The 19,917-nt window shown below is 46.3% G+C and carries 21 protein-coding genes; 4 read left to right on the forward strand and 17 right to left on the reverse strand.

Annotated features, from left to right (window positions below):
* Positions 1 to 17 precede the first annotated feature (17 nt).
* From CS562_RS07875 to CS562_RS07895, 5 genes are all read right to left on the reverse strand, one after another.
* Positions 18 to 1,124 carry a phosphodiester glycosidase family protein gene (locus CS562_RS07875; RefSeq protein WP_257219418.1) on the reverse strand — a complete coding sequence of 369 codons (1,107 nt, stop codon included), beginning with the start codon at positions 1,122 to 1,124 and terminating at the stop codon, positions 18 to 20.
* A gap of 5 nt (positions 1,125 to 1,129) precedes the next feature.
* The gene (locus CS562_RS07880) at positions 1,130 to 2,023 is read right to left on the reverse strand and encodes a 5'-3' exonuclease (protein WP_072734037.1); all 894 of its coding nucleotides are present in this window, start codon (positions 2,021 to 2,023) and stop codon (positions 1,130 to 1,132) included.
* A gap of 173 nt (positions 2,024 to 2,196) precedes the next feature.
* Positions 2,197 to 2,562 (reverse strand): arsenate reductase family protein, encoded by a 366-nt coding sequence (locus tag CS562_RS07885; RefSeq protein ID WP_076289910.1) that lies wholly within the window; start codon positions 2,560 to 2,562, stop codon positions 2,197 to 2,199.
* Positions 2,563 to 2,911: 349 nt separating this feature from the next.
* On the reverse strand, positions 2,912 to 3,895 hold the full coding sequence (locus CS562_RS07890; protein WP_099854854.1) for an RluA family pseudouridine synthase: 984 nt from the start codon (positions 3,893 to 3,895) through the stop codon (positions 2,912 to 2,914).
* Positions 3,892 to 4,473, reverse strand: a complete 582-nt coding sequence (locus tag CS562_RS07895; RefSeq protein WP_076289912.1) for a cob(I)yrinic acid a,c-diamide adenosyltransferase — start codon at positions 4,471 to 4,473, stop codon at positions 3,892 to 3,894. The genes CS562_RS07890 and CS562_RS07895 overlap by 4 nt, the downstream gene beginning before the upstream one ends.
* Positions 4,474 to 4,699: 226 nt before the next feature.
* Between CS562_RS07895 and CS562_RS07900 the strand changes: the two genes are divergently transcribed.
* Positions 4,700 to 5,311 carry a DedA family protein gene (locus tag CS562_RS07900; protein WP_076289913.1) on the forward strand — a complete coding sequence of 204 codons (612 nt, stop codon included), beginning with the start codon at positions 4,700 to 4,702 and terminating at the stop codon, positions 5,309 to 5,311.
* Positions 5,312 to 5,414: 103 nt separating this feature from the next.
* Here the strand turns inward: CS562_RS07900 and CS562_RS07905 are convergent, their stop codons facing one another.
* From CS562_RS07905 to CS562_RS07935, 7 genes are all read right to left on the reverse strand, one after another.
* Positions 5,415 to 5,951 carry a bifunctional adenosylcobinamide kinase/adenosylcobinamide-phosphate guanylyltransferase gene (locus tag CS562_RS07905; RefSeq protein WP_076289914.1) on the reverse strand — a complete coding sequence of 179 codons (537 nt, stop codon included), beginning with the start codon at positions 5,949 to 5,951 and terminating at the stop codon, positions 5,415 to 5,417.
* 37 nt (positions 5,952 to 5,988) lie between these two features.
* On the reverse strand, positions 5,989 to 6,540 hold the full coding sequence (locus CS562_RS07910) for a type 2 periplasmic-binding domain-containing protein (protein ID WP_076289915.1): 552 nt from the start codon (positions 6,538 to 6,540) through the stop codon (positions 5,989 to 5,991).
* A 161-nt stretch (positions 6,541 to 6,701) separates the two neighbouring features.
* On the reverse strand, positions 6,702 to 6,968 hold the full coding sequence (locus CS562_RS07915; protein WP_053780449.1) for an aspartyl-phosphate phosphatase Spo0E family protein: 267 nt from the start codon (positions 6,966 to 6,968) through the stop codon (positions 6,702 to 6,704).
* 145 nt (positions 6,969 to 7,113) lie between these two features.
* Positions 7,114 to 8,322 (reverse strand): aminotransferase class I/II-fold pyridoxal phosphate-dependent enzyme, encoded by a 1,209-nt coding sequence (locus tag CS562_RS07920; RefSeq protein ID WP_076289916.1) that lies wholly within the window; start codon positions 8,320 to 8,322, stop codon positions 7,114 to 7,116.
* 13 nt (positions 8,323 to 8,335) lie between these two features.
* Positions 8,336 to 8,836, reverse strand: a complete 501-nt coding sequence (locus CS562_RS07925; protein ID WP_024628343.1) for an Lrp/AsnC family transcriptional regulator — start codon at positions 8,834 to 8,836, stop codon at positions 8,336 to 8,338.
* A 158-nt stretch (positions 8,837 to 8,994) separates the two neighbouring features.
* A complete protein-coding gene (locus CS562_RS07930) occupies positions 8,995 to 9,390 on the reverse strand; it encodes a spore coat protein (protein ID WP_076289917.1) in 396 nt (131 codons plus the stop codon).
* Positions 9,391 to 9,425: 35 nt separating this feature from the next.
* Positions 9,426 to 9,659, reverse strand: a complete 234-nt coding sequence (locus CS562_RS07935) for a hypothetical protein (RefSeq protein WP_063564215.1) — start codon at positions 9,657 to 9,659, stop codon at positions 9,426 to 9,428.
* A 101-nt stretch (positions 9,660 to 9,760) separates the two neighbouring features.
* On the opposite strand from CS562_RS07935, the gene CS562_RS07940 reads away from it, so the two are divergent.
* Positions 9,761 to 10,981: an NAD(P)/FAD-dependent oxidoreductase gene (locus CS562_RS07940; RefSeq protein WP_099854856.1), complete on the forward strand. Its 1,221-nt coding sequence runs from the start codon at positions 9,761 to 9,763 to the stop codon at positions 10,979 to 10,981.
* A 56-nt stretch (positions 10,982 to 11,037) separates the two neighbouring features.
* Here the strand turns inward: CS562_RS07940 and CS562_RS07945 are convergent, their stop codons facing one another.
* From CS562_RS07945 to CS562_RS07960, 4 genes are all read right to left on the reverse strand, one after another.
* Positions 11,038 to 12,252, reverse strand: a complete 1,215-nt coding sequence (locus CS562_RS07945) for an MFS transporter (protein ID WP_099854858.1) — start codon at positions 12,250 to 12,252, stop codon at positions 11,038 to 11,040.
* Between the two features lie 128 nt (positions 12,253 to 12,380).
* Positions 12,381 to 12,947 (reverse strand): hypothetical protein, encoded by a 567-nt coding sequence (locus tag CS562_RS07950; RefSeq protein WP_076289919.1) that lies wholly within the window; start codon positions 12,945 to 12,947, stop codon positions 12,381 to 12,383.
* 120 nt (positions 12,948 to 13,067) lie between these two features.
* A complete protein-coding gene (locus CS562_RS07955; protein WP_162842430.1) occupies positions 13,068 to 13,487 on the reverse strand; it encodes a DUF350 domain-containing protein in 420 nt (139 codons plus the stop codon).
* 71 nt (positions 13,488 to 13,558) lie between these two features.
* Positions 13,559 to 15,928 carry an endonuclease MutS2 gene (locus tag CS562_RS07960; RefSeq protein ID WP_076289920.1) on the reverse strand — a complete coding sequence of 790 codons (2,370 nt, stop codon included), beginning with the start codon at positions 15,926 to 15,928 and terminating at the stop codon, positions 13,559 to 13,561.
* 187 nt (positions 15,929 to 16,115) lie between these two features.
* Here CS562_RS07960 and CS562_RS07965 point away from each other — a divergent pair, with 187 nt between their 5' ends.
* Both CS562_RS07965 and CS562_RS07970 read left to right on the forward strand, forming a co-directional pair.
* A complete protein-coding gene (locus CS562_RS07965) occupies positions 16,116 to 16,481 on the forward strand; it encodes a phage holin family protein (protein ID WP_053780442.1) in 366 nt (121 codons plus the stop codon).
* A 205-nt stretch (positions 16,482 to 16,686) separates the two neighbouring features.
* On the forward strand, positions 16,687 to 17,070 hold the full coding sequence (locus CS562_RS07970) for a cupredoxin domain-containing protein (RefSeq protein WP_076289921.1): 384 nt from the start codon (positions 16,687 to 16,689) through the stop codon (positions 17,068 to 17,070).
* A 104-nt stretch (positions 17,071 to 17,174) separates the two neighbouring features.
* Here CS562_RS07970 and CS562_RS07975 read toward each other — a convergent pair whose 3' ends face one another.
* A complete protein-coding gene (locus CS562_RS07975) occupies positions 17,175 to 19,895 on the reverse strand; it encodes a cell division protein ZapA (RefSeq protein WP_099854860.1) in 2,721 nt (906 codons plus the stop codon).
* Positions 19,896 to 19,917: the final 22 nt, after the last annotated feature.

Here is a 19,917-nt window from a genome sequence, read left to right on the forward strand (position 1 = left end):
CCCATATTAGCTTTCTTTTAACGAACAGAGCCACCAAAAACAAGTGTATTACTTAACAAGCGGCCCGGGGAAGTAAGCATTTTGCCGCCAGCATACATGCCAGAAGATGCACCACCATCCAGGTTCATTGCCTGCTTGGCACCAAGCTTCTGCATGACAGCAGCCCATTCCTTAATGGTCGCTCCAGAAACGGTAGCCAACATAACCGAACCGTCGGCCATAATGGCAATACCACTTCTTGCGCCGGAGGCATTGAGAATTTTGGTATCCTTGAAGCCCTCACTCGCTGGATTTACGGCAACTTTGCCGTCTTTCACCAAACGTGGACCTGCGCCCACAGCGGTGACTACATCTTGCCAAGGGATCTCTTTGCCCGCTGCATTGGTGTACTTATAATTCATCTCTACAGTTGATCCAATGGTGAAGCGGTCGGACGAAGATTTCTGATTTCCCGTGAAGACCAGCACCGAGCCATTCTTCGGAATGGCTACATCGGTATTCGGTACTTTCTTGGTGACAATCCCTTTCTCCATCACAACCGCCGTACCTCCTTTGAACCCGACTGTAGATCCCCGCTCTGGCGTGTATAACATCGTAATACTCGCATTCGCGGAAGGTGTTCGGTTAATAAAGGTCGCATACCAACTGCGTGAATTCCCTTCTTTATCTGTTACTTTACCCGTCAGGCTCACTTGAAGCGAATCCATGATGGCTGAGCCATCTTCCTTAAATCCAATCGTTGTTCCGTATCTTCCAATATGTATAACTTTGCCGTTTGCTATTAACATGCCGTATGGATCTGGAGCTCCGTTATAAGCTTCAAAAAACGCTCCGTTAATGGCCGCTTGCGCGCCATATGCCTTAACAATCGAAGGTAATGTTGCAGTCTGACCAACCTGCTTCTTCGCTAATCCTACGGTAACTGGTGTACCCTTGGGAATACTAACCGTCTGCACGGTAAAACTGCGTCCTGCTGCTTTTACTTTCTGTACCTTGGTGCTAATTGCCGCTTTGGCATCTGCTGTCTGTGGAACACTCACTGCTCCTGAAAGGACTACAGGCAAAGCAAGGACGAGGGCCATAGCCCCTGTCCACCACTTTTTGCCCGTCCGTTTTGTCTGCATGCTACTCACCCTATTGCCACTCCCATCCAAGAGCCCAGGCTCTTCATCTCAAGTTGTTCGAACTTGTCCATCACCATATCCGGATCAAGACGCAATTCACATACATCCAGTGCACATGCTACCGGAACAGCACAGTGAATCTCTGCCAGTTTGCGGGACAGATGAAGCATGTCGAGGTCATTCTCAATCTTGTTACGTACCGAAGGGGTAAGCTTATCCATATTGTCCAAAATACCTTCAATGGAGCCAAACTCCTGCACAAGTTTCAAAGCCGTCTTCTCCCCAATGCCACGTACCCCAGGATAATTGTCACTGGCATCGCCCATCAGACCTTTCATGTCAATCACTTGACGAGGTGTCAGTTGTTTCTCCGTCATTAGAGATTCAGGCGTATACACCATGTAATTGCCATGACCTTTTTTCATAATAATAATGCTTGTGCGATCATCAATCAGTTGCAGCATATCATGGTCACCCGTAAGTACCATCACGTTCATATCCGTCTGCTCGGTGTAGTATTTGGCAAGTGTACCGATGCAATCATCAGCTTCATATCCTTGAGCGCCAATATTCGGAATGTTCAAACTATCCATCACTTCGCGAATCAGAGCAAACTGAGGAATCAAATCATCCGGAGCTTCCGGACGGTTCCCCTTGTACGCTGCATACTCTTCACCGCGAAACGTCTTGCCCCCCATATCCCAACAGCATACGACATGACTTGGCCCAAAGGTCTGAACCGCATCCCAGAAATAACGGATAAATCCGTATACTGCGTTGGTTGGCACGCCTGCCTTTGTACGTCTGATATATCCGCTTGCAGATGTTGCATAGAATGCACGGAACAACACCGCCATACCATCTACCAGCAACAAAGTAGGTTCATTACGTTGATTCACTTGAATTTGTTCTCTCCTGTCCTGTATCTAGCAAATAAAATATCGAACTAATTCTATCATTATAGCATAGTTCCGCCAAGGATCGACCAGCCAAAAAAGCCCTGAAATTTGAACATTCAGAGCCTTTTTTACCTTGGTTCATTTAACAATCAATGAAATCATTAATCAACTAATTACGTGTTGTTCCATTCCTGCTCATACGTATCTTCCTTGAAACCTACGGTCACTTTGTGACCATCCGTAACGATTGGACGTTTAATCAGACGACCATTGGAAGCCAGCAAACGAATCTGCTCTTCTGTGGACAACCCCGGCAGCTTGTCCTTCAGTTGCTGCTCCTTGTATACTTCCCCACTCGTATTGAAAAACTTCTTCACTTCAAGTCCGCTCTTCTGAATCAATTCCGTTAATTCTGTTTCGGATGGAGGTGTGTCGAAAATAGGGATTAATTCCAGCTCATGCCCCTGAGCTTCCAGCCATTTTACGGCTTTACGGCACGTGCCACATTTGGCATATTGGTATACTTTTAGATTACTCATCGTTGCTTGTCCTCCTAAAATTGCTCCTGTATCGGGTGCTCCGGTTTCGATTTCTCGCTTCCCTTGGTTTGCTTCGCAAATCCAAAAGTCGCTCCAAACCGATACCATCGCACTGTAAATTTAAACCTCTTTGCGAATGAGAAAAATGTCCATTCGGCTTTAGGATCAAAAGCCTAAAACATAAAATCTTACAACCTGAAAATATTAAAAATTAGCCTACGGCATTTTGTTCGGATGCAGTTTGCATGCCTCACACGGGTTAAGGTAACTAACCGTTGACTTACTGCTGGACACAAATGCACTCTGAGCTACTACACACAGCGCGAATTGCAGGCTGTTTGATAGATTCCTACAACACTTCTCTAGGAGATGCCTCGGCATCCAAACGTGCCTCCAGGGCTGCCAAATCAGCGGGCAACGGGGCTTTGAACGTCATCCGACTTTGCAAAATGGGATGGTCAAACGCCAGCTCACATGCGTGCAATGCCTGACGGGCAATCCAAGTGTCTCGTTCATCCCTAACAGACATGGTCTGCTCATCGATGTCATGCACAGGAAGGGTCTTGTACATCCGATCCCCAATTAACGGGCAGCCGATCGATGTCATATGTACCCTTATTTGATGGGTTCTGCCGCTCTCCAGCTTCAGGTTCACCGCACTGGCGCTTCCGCCCGCCCATCTTGCAACGGTCGTGTATAACGTTCTTGCCGCATAACCGTCAGGTGTAACGATTCGACGATGCGGCTCTTCGGGATCACGATCAATCGGCCCATCGATGGCCCCCTCTTCTTGGGCAGGACTACCGTGCACAAAGGCAATATATTGTTTATCCACCGTTCCTGCGATCATCTGTTCAGACACATGCTGGTGCACATATGGATTTTTTGCGATTGCCAGCACACCCGATGTTTCCTGATCCAGTCGATGAATTGGTCTGAATCGGAAACGCTCGCTCTTGGACTTCCAATAATGGACAACTCCGTTTGCCAATGTACCTGTGTAATGCCCATGTGTTGGATGTACGATGACACCAGAATCTTTGTTCACTATAAGCAAGTGCTCATCTTCATACAGTATCGTAAAGGGAATCGGCTCAGGTAAAATATCATCCGACTCTTCCTGTTCCATCCGGACTTCCAGGACGTCACCTGTGCTAACTTTGACGCTGATGTATACTCGCTCGCCATTCAACATAATTCCCTGCTCTGTAAGTTTGATTCTCGACAGGAGCTTGCGCGAAACCTGTAGGCGCCGCTGAAGCACGGTCTTCAGCAGCCAGCCATCTTCATTTTCGGGAACCGTGTAAGTAAGTGGTGAATAATAATCGCTCATTCTTTGTCTTTGCGGCGGAATACTTTTTTGCTCCGCACATATTCAATGTCAGCTACCTGTTGTCTCGCATTGGCAGTCCGAGCTACAACGAAGAAATAATCAGACAGACGATTCAAATAACGTCGTACAGAAGGGTTGATATCCGTATGTTGTCCGAGTGTTACGGCGCGGCGTTCAGCGCGACGACATACTGTACGGCAGACATGTAATGTGGAAGAGAGCAGACTGCCCCCAGGCAAAATAAACCGCTCCACCTTCGGATTTTCCGCATCATACAGATCTATCCATTGCTCAAGCCGGGTGACCATCTCATCCCGTACTTTATATTTGGTTTCGCTAATTTTTACAAAGGCGAGATCGGACCCGCAATCAAACAATTCTTGCTGAATTTCGAGCAAGTGTTCACGCAAATCCTCAAATTTTCCGTTTGCTTGATCAATAAAACTAATGGCCTGCCCAACAAAACAATTCAGCTCATCAATTGTCCCGTAAGCTTCAACCCGGTCATCGTCCTTGATGACCCGTCCACCAATGACTGAGGTTTGTCCCTCGTCACCTGTTCGTGTATATATGCCCATTGTAATCCCTCCTATTGTTAATATCATTCGCATGGTAGAACGCTGGGGTTAAATATAAATGCATGCCCTTTTAGAGTTTAACTTAATCAGTATACTTGACCTACTATGAATACGGGAATGCTATTATTTTCAGAAACCAGTGAGATCCTTCACACGTATATATGAGTTGGTGTACTCTGCCGAGTATACGCCAAATCCTTGCAAACCAAAAGTAGAGGAGACGATTATGCAAAACTGGATAACCGATTTCATGGAACAATACGGCTACATAGGCATTGCACTCATTATTGCGCTTGAAAACGTATTTCCCCCCATCCCCTCCGAAATCATATTACCTTTTGGCGGCTTCATGACCACCTACACCAGCTTGACCCTTCCCGGTGTTATTCTTGCTGCTACCATTGGTTCTGTGCTTGGGGCAGTCATTCTCTATGGGATCGGACTGCTGATTGATGTTAATCGGCTGGAGAAGATTGTAGAACGTTGGGGTCATATTCTGCGGATCAAAAAAGAAGATATCCACCGTGTCGATGCATGGTTTGACAAATATGGAATGTGGACCGTATTATTCTGTCGCATGGTCCCCCTTGTTCGCAGCCTGATTTCGATTCCTGCCGGCATGTCCAACATGAAATTTGGTTTATTCCTGCTCTTCACAACCATTGGAACACTGGCCTGGAATATTATTCTCGTCTCGGTTGGTGCGGCTCTCGGTGCGTCATGGGAGAGTATCCTGCACTTTATGGACGTGTACTCCCTGGTCGTATATGTACTTCTAGCGATTATTGTTGTGGGCTGTATAATTTGGTGGATCAGAAGAAATAAAACTCGGAAATAAAGAAATTTACACGCATCGCATTTGTCATAAAATAAAGCCTCCGCACCACATTTGTGGTGACGGAGGCTTCTTTAGGCTCGTCCATCGTTAACATAATGAAATGTTAATCTTCATAGCGCAGCCCTCGATCTTTGAGATCTACAGGCAGGCCAGATATTAACAGATACATCTGTTCCGAATGCGCCTGCAACGCCCGGTTAACTGACGCCATTCTTGCTGCAAAAATTCGTTCTTCCTCTGAAGGATACAAAGAGCCGTGCATTTCATTGGTAATCACAAGCAGTTTTCCCTGGTAAGACAGAAGGGCGTCCAGCAACAGCTGTGTCTCTGAACGCTGCTTATCCAGATCATCACTTGCCCTGAACCCGGCTGCCATCCATGCGGTCAGACTATCCACAATGACAATACGCTGATCTGCCAGGAAGAGATTGGATTCCCGATTAATCTGGTGAAGCACCTCCGTCAGGTGCTGGCCATTCCCAGCCTGGATGGCACGATAATGAGCGGATGGCAATTCGGGAATCACGGGATCATGATCACCAGTGGATAAATAGATGCCCTCCCGGCTAATCCGGGCTGCGTATCCAAGCGCAAATCGGGTTTTACCACTGCCTATGCCGCCTGTGACCGTAATTAGCAATCCGCTCCCCTCCTTCAGTAGCCATACTAGATTGCATTTACTCTGTCAGCGCCTTCAGCACTTTCTTGGATTCTTCGACATTAGACGCCGACACTGGAATGGTAGCAAACAGATTTTGCGCAGCATAATCTACATCTTTGAACATTTTCATATCTTCCAGCGGAATGCCATAGAGATGTGATTCTGTCTTGATATCTGAACCGTCATCTCCTTCACCCTTTTCAACCAGGACCCCGCCTTCAAATACACCGCGCTTATACTTCTCCGCATCAAATGTATCATCCAGCGGAATATTGGAGCCGTTACTTCCGTACTGCTTCATATCAGCCTCAGGCAAAATGAAAATATCATGACCACCGGCCGCGTACTCTACCATAATTTTCTGCACATCATACATCGCACTGGTGATAACCTCCACCTTGGGCTCCTCGCCCAGCTTCTGCTGCAAATTAGCTTGCAACTGCTCCGAGATCACGGATGGATTTCCTTGGTTATCAATGATAAAAATTGTAAAACCGTCCTTACCGCCACAGCCAGCAAGCAGAAAAATCATAGAAATGATTGCGGTAAGCCCCCAAAATCTCTTCATTCCAGTTCCCCCTTTAGTCTCCTATGTACAATATATCACAATTGTTTCACGCAAAAAAATAACCCTGCCTATCCGGAGCAATCTATTCATAGATCAAAAAAAAGACCCATGCCGGGTCTTCTTTAAATTGCATATGCGTAACGTTTCGATACAACGAAAAATTACTTTCCTTTGATCGGATTAGCCTTCATGTATTCATTAATCTTCAAATCTAGTAAACTGCTAATTTCAATTACAATATCGGATGTGAATGATTTCTCTTCAAGGAATATCTGTTCCATCTTGCGGCGTAGCATATGGATCTCATCTTCCAAGGAAACGTTATGCAAAGATGCGTGATCCGGTTTCACCGACCATCGGTCGCCATGATCGCCTTCTGCCAAATAATGCCCACGATTAGTCGGTAAATCATATTCAACACAAAACAAAGCCAACCCCTCCTTGGAAAAATTAGTTTCCAAATACAAGAAAAACATATTTCAAATTGAAATTATATCACAATATTTTGTAAAAGAAAGTTATTTTTTTCTAGTTTGAAAAATGTTCATATTACTCAAAGGCTTCTAATCCCTATTAACCCTCTTTTTGCAGTTTGTAAACAAAGTTTCCGATTCGTTCCAATGCTTCATTCAATTGGGTCACCGATGTTGCATAGGAACAACGAAGAAACCCCTCACCTTGTGGACCAAATACATTACCCGGAACAGCCGCCACTTTATTTTCCGTTAGCAAACGCTCAGCAAAAAGATCCGAACTCAGCCCCGTCTTCTGGACACTAGGAAATGCATAAAATGCTCCCTGGGGTTCATGACAGTCCAGCCCGATATCTCTAAAACCCTGCACGATAAGGCGTCTGCGCTGATTATAGGATTCAACCATTCTATCCTTCTCACCTAAACCGTTTGTCAATGCCTCAAGCGCGGCCACCTGTCCCATGGCAGGTGCACACATCACCGTATACTGATGAATTTTGAGCATGGCTGCAATTAGTTCAGGATGTCCGCACATATACCCGATCCGCCAGCCGGTCATGGCAAAAGCCTTGGAAAACCCACTCACCAAAATGGTTCGTTCCTTCATATCCGGAATCGAAGCGAAACTAACATGTTTTTGCGTATATGTCAGCTCAGCATAAATCTCATCCGCAATGACGATCAGGTCATGCTTTTTGATCACTTCAGCAATCGGTAACCATTCTTCATAGGTCATGATGGCACCTGTAGGATTGCTCGGATAACATAGAATAAGAACCTTGGACTTCGGCGTAATTCCCGCTTCCAGCGCCTCGGCAGTCAGTTTAAACTGATCCTTCGCATACGTTTCTACACCAACCGGTATACCTCCACCAATCGAAGCGATCGGTGAATATGCTACATACGAAGGTTCTGGAATCAGAATTTCGTCTCCGGGTACGATCAAGGCACGTAATGCCAAATCAATGGCTTCACTGCCACCAACGGTAACAATAATTTCGTCTTTTGGATCATACTTGGTATCAAACTGAGTATCCAGGTACTCGCTAATGGCTTCCCTCAGTTTCGGCATCCCTGCATTGGAAGTGTAACTGGTCATTCCTCTTTCGAGTGAGTACACACAAGCTTCACGCATATGCCATGGTGTTACAAAGTCCGGTTCACCTACACCCAGTGTGATGATATCTTTGTTATCGCCAACTAGATCAAAAAATTTGCGTATGCCGGATGGCGGTATCTGTTGAACCAATGGAGCCAAGTACGAAGTCATTTTCTTGTTGTTTCCTGTTGTCTGTTCATTCACTATCATGACACATCTTCCTTTACGGCGAGATCATGAGACGGTTGTCTTCCTGATGGTCTTCAAAAATAATCCCGTCCTGCTTATATTTTTTAAGAATAAAATTCGTTTTGGTTGAAAGTACAGAGTCAATCGGAGACAATTTCTCCGATACAAAATTAGCGACTTCACGCAGGTTGCCACCTTCTACTTCTACGAGCAGATCATATGCACCTGACATGAGATATACCGATTTCACTTGCGGATACAGATAAATGCGTTCAGCGATCCCTTCGAAGCCACGACCACGCTCAGGCGTAATCTGTACTTCAATCAAGGCTGTTACTTTCTCATCATCAATCTTGCTCCAGTTCACAACGGTTGCGTATTTTACAATCACGTGGTCCTGTTCAAGCTGGGCCACGGCGTTCTTGATCTTATCTTCCGACTCCCCCAGCAGCGTCGACAGCAGTGCGGGAGTCCTTCTCGCGTCTTCCTTCAACAAATCCAGAACTTTTAATTGCAGATCGTTCAGATCCTTCATGTCTTTCCCTCCAGCGTCATTCAGGTTCCTGAAAATGAATTAATACTTATATTACATGAATTCAACGATCATGCAAAGACAAAAACCGCCCGCCCTGAATTCGGGCAAGCGGTGGTATGGTCTGCAACAGTACCTGCTTCAAACCATAATGACAAAGGTTACATGTAATAAGGGTTACCGTAATTCGGTTGATGCTGGGGTACATTAGGCGCCTGGCTGTAAGCACTCGTCTGCGTATTCTTTTCCTGAATGAACTGTTGACATTTCTGTTGGGTCTGGTGGGCCGATTGAATCTGCTTGTCCACATCCTGGCGCAATGCCTTCGAACCTACCGAATACATGTTGTTCTGCTGCATCACATTGAACAGCTCACCTTGCAAACGGAGTGTATCATTGGTCAAGTCTGTGAACATCCGACGTGTAATAGGACAGGAAGCTTCGGTAGTTGCTGTCGTATATTCGCGCGCGGTTCGTCTTAAATCCGCAAGAATCGACTTCAACAAATCCTGCTCCTGCATAAATGATCCATTAGATGATAAAGATTGAGAATACACAAAGTTTCCTCCTATACGGTTAGATTCGGCTTCTATTACTGTGCTTGTGTTGGAGCAATAGATTGATGTTGCTGCAAAGCATTGACAAGTGTGTTCAGATGCTGTTCATGGGAACGAACATAGTGATTCAGTGCCTGCTGGATTTGCGGATTATGTGAGATGGAAGCTGTAGCCGCACACTGTTTGATTAGCAATTCTTCATTGGTTATTGAATCCGCAATATAATTTAACTCTTTCGGACTCAGCGCTTGCATGGATTGATTCTGCATGTTCTGGTTGACCTCCTCGGCATTAAGTTATGCGCAATTATTGTTAACCCGGTCACTCAAAAGTATACTCACTTAATACATTCTTACTGAGGTGAATCCTTATGGAACTTATAAATGGTAATCCATTCTGGCCTACCACATTACAATCAAATTCCAGTTATCCCATTCTCGAAACAAATCTCTCCTGTGATACCTTGATCATCGGAGGAGGCATGGGGGGGGCGCTCTCAGCCAAGCTCTTAACAGATCGTGGAATAGACACGGTTGTCATTGATAAAAGAAAAATAGGCACGGGGAGCAGCATGGCTAACACGGGATTGCTTCAGTATACCAATGACAAAACACTTACCTCGTGCATTAATACGTTTGGTGAGGAACAAGGGGTGAGATTTTATGAATTGTGCCGCATTGCGATGCAGCAGTTAAAGGAAGTCGTGTCGGGTCTTGAAATGGACACTTGGTTTATTCCTCGGACGAGTCTATACTGTGCCAGCACAGAAGACGATGTGACCAAACTGGAAGAGGAGTATCATACCCTGAGACGTTATGGATTTGAAGTAGAGTTATGGAATCAAGAGAAGATCGAGAGTCATTTCCCATTTAGCCGTTCAGCGGCTTTATATACATATGGGGATGCTGAAGTTAATCCTTACCGATTAGTGCATGCTCTACTTCATTCGTCTGTACAAAAGGGCGCACGGGTATTCGAACAGACTGAAATGACACACTGTGACTTTAAGGAAGATGGCGTTGTCTGTTATACCCCCAATGGCACGATCAAAGCTAAAAATGTAATCTTCTCCACAGGTTATGAAACGCAGGAGATCAAAAATGATCGTGGTGCCTATTTACAGAGTACTTATGCGATTGCGACCAAACCATTGAATGACCTCAGCAACTGGTATAAGCAAAGCATGATTTGGGAAACATCTCGTCCTTATCTGTACATGCGGACAACACCAGATGGCAGGATTATTGCTGGTGGTCTCGATGAAAATACGCCTCATGAGGACCAGCGTGCTATTCGAGCTCTGAACAGAGCACGGGTTCTACTGGAGAGAGTTGCGGAGTATTTTCCACTGCCAGACCTCGAAATTGATTATGCTTGGGAAGCCACTTTTGGCAATACACATGACGGACTTCCCTTTATCGGACCGCATCCGGAGTATCCACACTCCTATTTCCTGGAAGGATATGGCGGTAATGGTACCGTATACAGCATGATTGCTGCATCCATCTTAACGGATACTATAACAGGGAAAGAGAATAAGGATCTGGAACTTTTCTCATTAACCAGAACGAGTAAACCCTCTCCCCTCTAATCGAAAAAAAAGGGTACGCGCTCAGGAATGAACTCCTGAGCCGTCCCCTTTTTTTGCTACACAGAAGGTCCTTGTTGATCCCAATGTCCAAGTATTTTGCGCATAAATATCCAGCCAATGAGCGGGAAAGCTCCAAGTGTCACAATAAGCCAGGTTAACGTTTGTAACGAAGGGCCATTCATAACCGTCAGAATAAATACAGCAAGGCCAAATAAACGACCGACCATCAAACAAAGCTCCCTTAATACGACAAGTTCAACCCTTTTCTCTACATTTTCGCCGTTCGCCCCCATCAGGTCGAATCCTGCCGAAATCATCGGCAAAATATACAACGGCATCGACAAGGCAGATCCAATTCCCATAATTAAAAGCGTACCATAACTGACCTTCCATAATAGCGGAATCAACACGATGAATAACAATATCGCACCGGCTAACATCCCCCTGGACCTGTATTGCGGCTTAAACCATTTTCCTGCAGCCCAGTAACTCACCAGTGCTACGGCAGAAGTGATTAGTGAGAACTGCCCAAGCTTATATTCCTGCTTAGTTGCCACATAGACGAGCAACGCAATCAGAAAGGCAAATACGCCTTCTCGCACGCCTTGCGCAAACAATCCCATGCCAAGCGGCCTCCATGCGCTATCTTTGGCAGACAGCTGTCGCCACGGTTCAGACCAGCGGTATGTTCCGCTGACCTCCCTTTTTTTCAGAAAAAAACTGAACACAACGGCAATCACATAAATTACCAACGACACCGTAAAAATAAGGCGATAACCCGAATTATCAACCATCCGTGAAATAATTAGACCTGAGAACCAAGGACCGATAATACCTGTCATCGAACCCAGTAAACCCACCCAACCATTGAACAGGTCCCGATTCTCCCGGTCAGTCACCTCAAAATAAACCACATTGAACGCAATCCAGAACAATCCCAGTGCACATCCAAACAAAATCCCCAGAGGCCATATCCAGTCAACCGCTTTTGGCCCTGCCCATAACACAAGCATGTAAAAAATACCTGACAAGGCTGTTCCCAAGCGCAACGCACTCATTTTGTTATGTTCCTTGACCCACTTTCCCGCAAGCCAAAAAGTGAGTCCCAGTGCAATTTGTTGGCTTATCGTGAACCATCCCAGCATGGCGTAATCCGGGCGGCTTTTCCATAGATACACGTTCAGAAACGTCCCCGACAAAGCTCCGGCTAACACAAACAATCCATTCACGCCTAGTAGCAGAATGGATTGTCGGCCCAGAGAAATCTTCATCTGCTCCCTCCTTATTCCACCTGAAGTCAGCACTTCACAGGCAAGGTCTCAGGGTTAACGTACCCCAAGCAGAAGGAAAACATGATGAATTTCCGGAATATTATATATTTTCAGAGCAGTATACTCCCTTATTTCCGCGCACTCAAATTCTGGATCAGACGCAGACGGTCATCCTCGGACAGGTTATATTGAACCTGGAAGCAGCCTGAGCATACATACATTTGTACAGAGAACGGCGCATCAAGCAACGAATCCGTACCAGTTACGGCATTGGCAACAGGATTGAACGTATCCTTGCTTGCCTTCTGTGTACCCGTAAGAATCATGAATTCACGGCAGTGTGGACATTCTGGAACTTCTTCTTGCAAATCAAGTTGCTTCTCCACGCCTTCTTCGTATTGAATCAGATCATTGCCCTCATCCGCATACTTCGTCAATGTGCGAAGCTCCGGCATTTTCAGCTCTACTTCATCACCCCACAGATTGGCGAGATCGGTAGTTTGTTCATCGTCCTCAACTTCATCCATATCATAGATGTCTTCCTCAGATTCATTGCTCTCTTCATCACCGATATTGATGTTTAGTGTACGGTATCCCTTTAATTCATTGTGACAGTAAGGGCATTCTTCTTCAGGACCTAGCTCCTCATCCCATACAATCTCGGTGTGGCACCACGGACATACTGTTGGTTCCATATTGAATCAACCTTTCTCTTTCGAATAATCATGTGTTTAAAACATAAATGACGCCAATGGCAAAAAATACAATCGATGCAGCAAACAGAATCCGTATCAATATTTTCATGAACGGTCCCCCTACATGATGCTCGCGCCAATAACAAATGACAACGAGACGGAAATAATCATGGATATCAATCCAACGGCCCGGTTATCCGCTTCAATCTCCTTGTCAATGGAGAACACCGGTGTCAGAAACTCGAATAGAAAATAGGCAATGAGCAGAAGGACAAATCCTACAAATGACCACGTCATCGCTTCATACACCGATGATTTGGCCTGAATGCAGAAATGAAGCACGTTGCAGATTCCAAAGATTTTGCCTCCTGTAGCCATCGCAACCGCCACATTGCCCTTCTTGATTTCATGCCAGCATTTGTACTTGGTCACCAGTTCAAAGCAAGCCAGAAATACAAGCAGCTCCATAATCGCTACGGAGAAAAATCCGAGCACCATCCCCAAGGGATGAGACAGCAATTCGTCAATCGTCCCTTTCACTCACCGTTCCCCTTCCCCATTCTGCTGCCTGAACTCGTCAGGCGGCAGAACTTCTTTGATTCCTGGTCGGGCTATTCCAATTCTGCGACGGTCACACCGTTTCCGCCTTCTCCGTAATTGCCCAGCCGGTAACTTTTTATATGTCTATGCTTACGCAGGTAATCCTGAATACCGGAACGTAAAATTCCTGTTCCTTTACCGTGAATAATATAAACCTGACCCAGATTAGCAAGGAAAGCTTCATCAATAAAACGATCTGTCTCCATCAAGGCTTCTTCCAGATTCGTCCCCCGCAGATCCAGTTCACTTTTCACATTATCATCGCGAGTTCGTTTCACACCAGTTACCGGTTTCTGCTTCGGTTTGGCTTCTGCTGGTGCAGACTGTTGTAATTCAAGATCATTCAAGGATACTTTCATTTTCATGATCCCCAATTGAACCATGGCATCCTTGGTGCCTGACATCTCCACCACATGACCTTTTTGATTCAAACTGTAGACAAGAACTTCATCACCCGGTCCGATGGCCCGAGACTTCGTTGCCGTTGAAGTGCGTTTAACTGTCTTCTTGCGTTTCTCAGGTTCAGCTTCATCCAGTTGTTTGCGAGCAGCAATAAGTTTGTGCTCTTTCACGGATGCGCCTTCTTCCATGGCGAGCTGGCGAAGATCAGCTATAATCTTCTCAGCTTCTGCTCTGGCCTTGTCCACAATGTTGCGGGCATCTTCTTCCGCTTTTTCAATGCGTCGGTCACGCTGCTGTTCCAATTTCTCCAGTTCAGCTTGATGACGGCTGCGTAATTTCTCCATATCTTGGCGCAAACGCTCTGCACTCTCACGTTCTTGCTCCGCAGTAAGCCGATTTTCTTCCAGGGAAGCGATCATATGCTCTACGCGCTGGTCTTCCTCTTTCACTTCGCCACGCGCGTAATCCAGAATGTATCCTGGCAGGCCGAGCCGCTCCGCAATTGCGAACGCATTACTCCGTCCAGGCACACCAACGAGCAGTCGGTAGGTAGGGCTCAGAGTGTTAACGTCGAATTCCATGCTGGCATTAATAACACCTTTTCGCTCATAAGCGTAAGCTTTCAGCTCACTGTAATGCGTTGTTGCTACCATGCGGCATCCAGTCTGATGCATATGCTCCAGAATGGAGATCGCCAGCGCAGAACCTTCTGCAGGGTCGGTACCTGCCCCAAGTTCGTCGAGCAGCACCAGACTTTTGGTCGTCATGTTTTTCAATATCCGAATGATGTTAGTCATATGACTGGAGAACGTACTCAGGTTCTGTTCAATACTTTGTTCATCACCGATATCCGCATAAATCGCATCAAATACGCAGAGCTGGCTGCCGTCTTCGGCCGGAACGAACAAACCCGACATCGCCATAAGGCTCAGTAACCCAATCGTTTTGAGCGTTACTGTCTTACCACCTGTGTTTGGACCCGTTACGATAATGGACGTATAATCGTTGCCGAGTTCAATGTCGGTTGGCACCACATTTTCAATCGAGATCAGAGGATGGCGTCCCTTTTTGAGCTTGATGAATCCGCGATCGTTCATACGTGGCAATGTGGCTTTCAGTTCACGGGCAAGACGTGCTTTGGCAAAAATGAAATCAAGCGATCCCAGCAGGTCAACATCATACAATAACCATTCTGCCTGTTCACTGACAAGTGCTGTTAATTTCTGCAAAATCACTTCAATTTCGCGTTCTTCCCGGATTCGGGTCTCGCGCAATTTGTTATTCATCGCAACGATGGACTCTGGCTCAATAAACAGCGTTGCTCCCGAACCGGATTGATCATGTACAATCCCACCAAAGTACGAGCGATATTCCGATTTTACGGGAATCACGAAACGGTCTCCCCGAATTGTAATCAGCTGGTCCTGCAGCATTTTGGATACCGTAGAAGAACGGATCATTGAATCCAGTTTCTCACGGATGCGAGCTTCACCGCCGCGCAACTCACGACGAATCTGCGCCAGTGTTACACTCGCGCTGTCTGAAACTTCAGCATTGTCGTCAATACAGATACGAATCGCATCTTCCAGCGTTTTTTGCTCAGATAACTGATCACTGATATAGAAAATGGATTCCACTTTTTCATCATCGTGGAGGGCAGCGATCTGACGTTTCAATCGACGTGCTGCCAAAGTGGTGTTGGAAATTCCCAGTAACTCATGCGGGTTCAACGTGCCCCCTATTTCGGCACGTTTGATCGAAGCGGTAATATCCACAATTCCCCCAAAAGATGGAGAGCCTTTCAGACGATCAAACGTAAAAGCTTCATCGGTTTGCTGGAGCAGTCTCTTAACTTCTTCCAGTTCACTGATCGGCTCCAATTGTTCCGCTTTCTTTTTTCCCATCGTAGTCTGGGCAAAGCTTTGCAATGTATTTAAAATTTTGCGATATTCCAATGTTTGTAAAATTTTCGTGTCCAAGTGTACAACTCCTTCCAAACTATAACTGTATTATAACGAAAGAAACTTTCTAGCGCTATTTAACGAATCCTTCCACACATAACTTGGGACATAGCGCCGCAAACTACAGGTGTCAGGATTGTGCAACCTCACCAGTGAACAGGATGTACAATGCTCAATCCGATTTGAATAAAGGAGGTATAACACCATGAATTTTCTGGGACATGTCGTGCGATTTATCATCGCCGCAATTGTATTGATGGTCGTCAGCTGGATCGTACCCGGATTCGCCGTCGGTGGTTTCTGGAGCGCACTGATGCTTGCTCTGGTTATTGCTCTGCTTGGCTGGGTTGTTGAAGGCATCTTCGGTAAAAGGGTTAATCCTTTTGGCCGCGGTATAGTCGGCTTCATCGTCAGCGCACTAGTGATCTGGATTGGTCAATATGTCGTAGATCATGTACATGTCAGTCTGCTTGGTGCTGTTCTGGCTGCATTGGTCATTGGGATCATTGATCTGTTCATCCCGGTTTCCACCCCTTTTGATGCCGGAAGAAGATCCAAAGATCACGCATAGGCTCCAACGTACCTACTCTCCATAGGCTTCCCCTAAACCTCTGATGGCTTAAACGCCTGATGAGGTTTATTTTTTTAGGTTGTGAACATGCTGATGTTCAAAAAAACGACATAGGCAGCATGTACAGGCATCTTCAATTTGCGGTATGATGACTGGAGAAATCATTCAAATTTTATCCATATCACGCTTTTTGAGGAGGCAAATGATGAAGAAAGGCCTGGCATGGCTTGCAGCCTGTATGTTGATTCTGGTCCTTGCTGCATGTGGTGGAACTGGACAATCCGCAGAATCAAACGGTGAGTCCGACTCGGGTGCAACTGCAAGCGAAGAACTGGTAATCAAAGCAAGCAACTATGAATTTGACCAACCTGAATACCATTTAAAAAAAGGTGTCCCGGTTAAGATTGTTTATGAAAATACAAACGGAAACCATGGTGTTCTAGTACCTGAGCTGAACCTTCGGCTGGATACCCAGAACAGTTCCAAAGTGATCACTCCCGACAAAGCAGGGGAATTTGAAATGTCCTGTTCCGTCTATTGCGGAAGCGGTCACGGCAGTATGATCTCCAAAATTATTGTTGAAGAATAGTGTTCAAGACAAGGAGCCCCCGTAGCGACGGGAGCTCTTTCTTCATTATAACAAATTGTACAAGAGTGCGCTGTCCAGGATTCCAGTTATGACATAATCATCAGCTAGGTCTGATCCTGCTCAATCAATTCAATCCATTCGTTATATTCCGTCTGCAATTTCGTATATTCATCCCGCAATTGGCGGTAATCTGTATTCAGTTGCTCCGCCTTCTCCTGCTCCATCTCACGTTCAACTTGCAGCAAACGTAACTGATTGGCCGCAAGTTCATACCGCTCACCGATATCCAGCAGTTCATTTTCCATCGTCTGCTTTTCTTCGATTGCTTCTGCACGCTGCTGGGCAAGCTGCTGCCGCTCGTGTTCCAACTCTTCTACCTTCTCCACACTGGCAGCACTTTCTTTCTGCCAGAGATTCAATTCATTCTCCAGTGCAGCCCATCGATCTTGCCAGGACTGTTCCTGAGCCGCCCATTCATCAGCACGACGTTGCCAAACCTGATCTTGTTGTTCTGCTTGTTGTTCCGCTTGTTCTACTCTGGATTTCAGCTCAACTTCCCGTGCAGTCAGCTCTTGCAGGCGAGAGGAGAGCTCTGCCTGTTGGGCAGACAATTCTTCATGCTTAATCTGCCACTCAAGTGCTTCTTCTTCTGTCTGAGTCAGTAAGCTGCCTTGCTCATCGATCCGAGCAGATAGCTGATTGGCATTCTGTCTTGATTCTTCAAGCGCACGCTCAATCTCTTTCTTTTCTTCGCTCATCTCATTCAGCTTGCGAGTATAGTCCTCTTCGCGCTGCAGAGCATCACCATAATCCTTGCGGATTTGTTTATAATTTTCCTGCAGCTTGCTTAGTTCTTCACGTGCATCATTCAATTCACCATCAAGCTCTTTATGTTGTAGCTCCAGACGACCAGCTTGTGCAATGTAACGTTCCGCTTCTTCGCTGGCGTGACGAGCTTCTTCTTTAACAACGGATAATTCATCATGAAGAGACTGTACACCTGACTCCAACGTTTCATTCTGTTCTGCAGCTTCAAGCACCTGTGTCTCCAATTCGCCGATCTCGATCAGACGTTGTTCAGCCTGCTCTTTCCAGGACAGCTCGCTCTGCGTCAGTGCACCAAGTTCATGTTGTAATGTGCGTACTGCCGCATGGGCCTGCTCAAGCACTTTTTGCAGCCTGCGCTGCTCATCCTCGGATTTCGCTTCGGCTTCACGAAGTTTCTTGATTTCCTGCTCCAGTTGACTGTGCTGCTCCTGTACTTTTCGCAGCTGTGCTGTCAGAGAAGATTCACGTTCAACGGTCTCGTTATACTGCTGTTTCCATTGCTGTTCCGCTTCCCGGAAATGTTCGGCCTCAGCTTCTTTGTTGCGGAGTTGTTCAGTCAGCAGAGCACTATCTGCTTTTAATTGTTCCAGTTGCTGCTCCAATTCCGTAATTCGACGAAGCTGAACATCTTGCTCCTGTTTGTATACGGCTTGTTCACTGCGCAACGTTTCAGTTTGATTACGCTCGTGTTGGAGCTGTTGCTCCTGATCCACAACCACCTCTTGAGCATTCTTGAGCTGCTTACGTACCTCGGCTAATTGGGCTTCAACATCGATTAAGCGCGATTTGGCCTGTTTACGCTCTTCTTCCAACTGCTGCTTCAGCTTGCCTTGCTCTTCTTGTAGCAAAGCTTCAGCAGTTGCCGCAGCCTCGTTCGCCTGAGTCTGGGCTGCTTCATGAATTTGCTGAAGCCGTTCTTCATAAGCCGCTTCTTTTTCCATCCATTCCAATTCCGCCAGTTCGGATGACTCCTTGAATGCTGCATTCAGCTGTTCAATTTCAGCCAATCGCTTCTGCTCTGCTCGTTGCTGCAGTGCGACTTGTTCTTCTTTTGCCTTCTCAGTCAGTTCTTGAGCCTGATTGACGGCAGCTTGCTCTGCCTGCTGTATACGCTGCTCCATCTTAGTTTGAAGTTCACGATATTGAAGCTGGGCTTCATCCTGAACCTTCTGCAATTGAGCTTCGGCTTGTTCCAGTTCAGACAAAATTGCCGCTTCCGCTTGTTCCTTCGCCATTTGTACCTGCTGTGCAGCCTGCATCTCGATTTTTTGACGTTCTGCTACGGCCCGAGCTTCGGCTTCTTTCAGTTGAACTGCCGTCTTCTCCTGCAGCTCCTTGTATTGTGCAGCCGCTTTGGCCTGGGCTTGCTGCATCTCATTTGCTGAACGTGTCTGTGCTTCCTTCAGCTGCGCTGCCGCCTGAGTCTGTGCATTCTTGATTTGATTCGCTGCTTTTTCTTCTGCTTCTTTGAGACGCGCCTGCGCCTTCTCCTCAGCCGCTTTCAGCTGTGCAGCAGTTTGGGCTTGAAGCTTTTGCTCGCGACTTGCTGCCTGAGCGCGTTCCTGCTCCAATAATGTATTCAGCTTGGCTACTTCTGCCTGCTGATCCTTCTGGAGTTTCGCGATAGCCTGTTCCACCTCAGCCTTAAGCTTCATTGCTTCAGCGAGTTCTTGGTCCCTGCGTTCCAGTTCCTGCTGATGTTCATTTTGTATGGCATTCAGCCGATTAAGTTCATTTCTCATTTCGGTACGTTCACCGGTCAGCATTTTCAGCTCATTCCGAATTTCCTGAGTCTGAAGAGACTGCTCAGCCATATGTACAGCTGCTAGAACTGCAATACGCGGGGTATCGAGTCGGGAATTATGTTTGGAGATGGCGCTCATTCGCTCATCCACCAGGTTAGCTACTTGTTTCATATAGTCGGCACTGCTGCCAACCAGTTTATAGGAAGTCCCGTAGATCTCTACGGTGACGCGTGTACGATCAGGTATAGTCACAGTTGTGCCCTCCTTAAAGTCT

Source organism: Paenibacillus sp. LK1, from assembly GCF_002750415.1.
In the GTDB taxonomy this organism is placed as follows: domain Bacteria; phylum Bacillota; class Bacilli; order Paenibacillales; family Paenibacillaceae; genus Paenibacillus; species Paenibacillus taichungensis.

Bases quoted from the DNA above. Each gene is read 5' to 3' on its own strand.
- CS562_RS07890 (WP_099854854.1), bottom strand. From the start codon at position 3,895: ATGAGCGATTATTATTCACCACTTACTTACACGGTTCCCGAAAATGAA.
- CS562_RS07970 (WP_076289921.1), top strand. From the start codon at position 16,687: ATGAAGAAAGGCCTGGCATGGCTTGCAGCCTGTATGTTGATTCTGGTC.
- CS562_RS07910 (WP_076289915.1), bottom strand. From the start codon at position 6,540: ATGAAGAGATTTTGGGGGCTTACCGCAATCATTTCTATGATTTTTCTG.
- CS562_RS07920 (WP_076289916.1), bottom strand. From the start codon at position 8,322: ATGATAGTGAATGAACAGACAACAGGAAACAACAAGAAAATGACTTCG.
- CS562_RS07885 (WP_076289910.1), bottom strand. From the start codon at position 2,562: ATGAGTAATCTAAAAGTATACCAATATGCCAAATGTGGCACGTGCCGT.
- CS562_RS07875 (WP_257219418.1), bottom strand. From the start codon at position 1,124: ATGCAGACAAAACGGACGGGCAAAAAGTGGTGGACAGGGGCTATGGCC.
- CS562_RS07950 (WP_076289919.1), bottom strand. From the start codon at position 12,947: ATGGAACCAACAGTATGTCCGTGGTGCCACACCGAGATTGTATGGGAT.
- CS562_RS07940 (WP_099854856.1), top strand. From the start codon at position 9,761: ATGGAACTTATAAATGGTAATCCATTCTGGCCTACCACATTACAATCA.
- CS562_RS07900 (WP_076289913.1), top strand. From the start codon at position 4,700: ATGCAAAACTGGATAACCGATTTCATGGAACAATACGGCTACATAGGC.
- CS562_RS07895 (WP_076289912.1), bottom strand. From the start codon at position 4,473: ATGGGCATATATACACGAACAGGTGACGAGGGACAAACCTCAGTCATT.
- CS562_RS07945 (WP_099854858.1), bottom strand. From the start codon at position 12,252: ATGAAGATTTCTCTGGGCCGACAATCCATTCTGCTACTAGGCGTGAAT.
- CS562_RS07935 (WP_063564215.1), bottom strand. From the start codon at position 9,659: ATGCAGAATCAATCCATGCAAGCGCTGAGTCCGAAAGAGTTAAATTAT.
- CS562_RS07925 (WP_024628343.1), bottom strand. From the start codon at position 8,836: ATGAAGGATCTGAACGATCTGCAATTAAAAGTTCTGGATTTGTTGAAG.
- CS562_RS07965 (WP_053780442.1), top strand. From the start codon at position 16,116: ATGAATTTTCTGGGACATGTCGTGCGATTTATCATCGCCGCAATTGTA.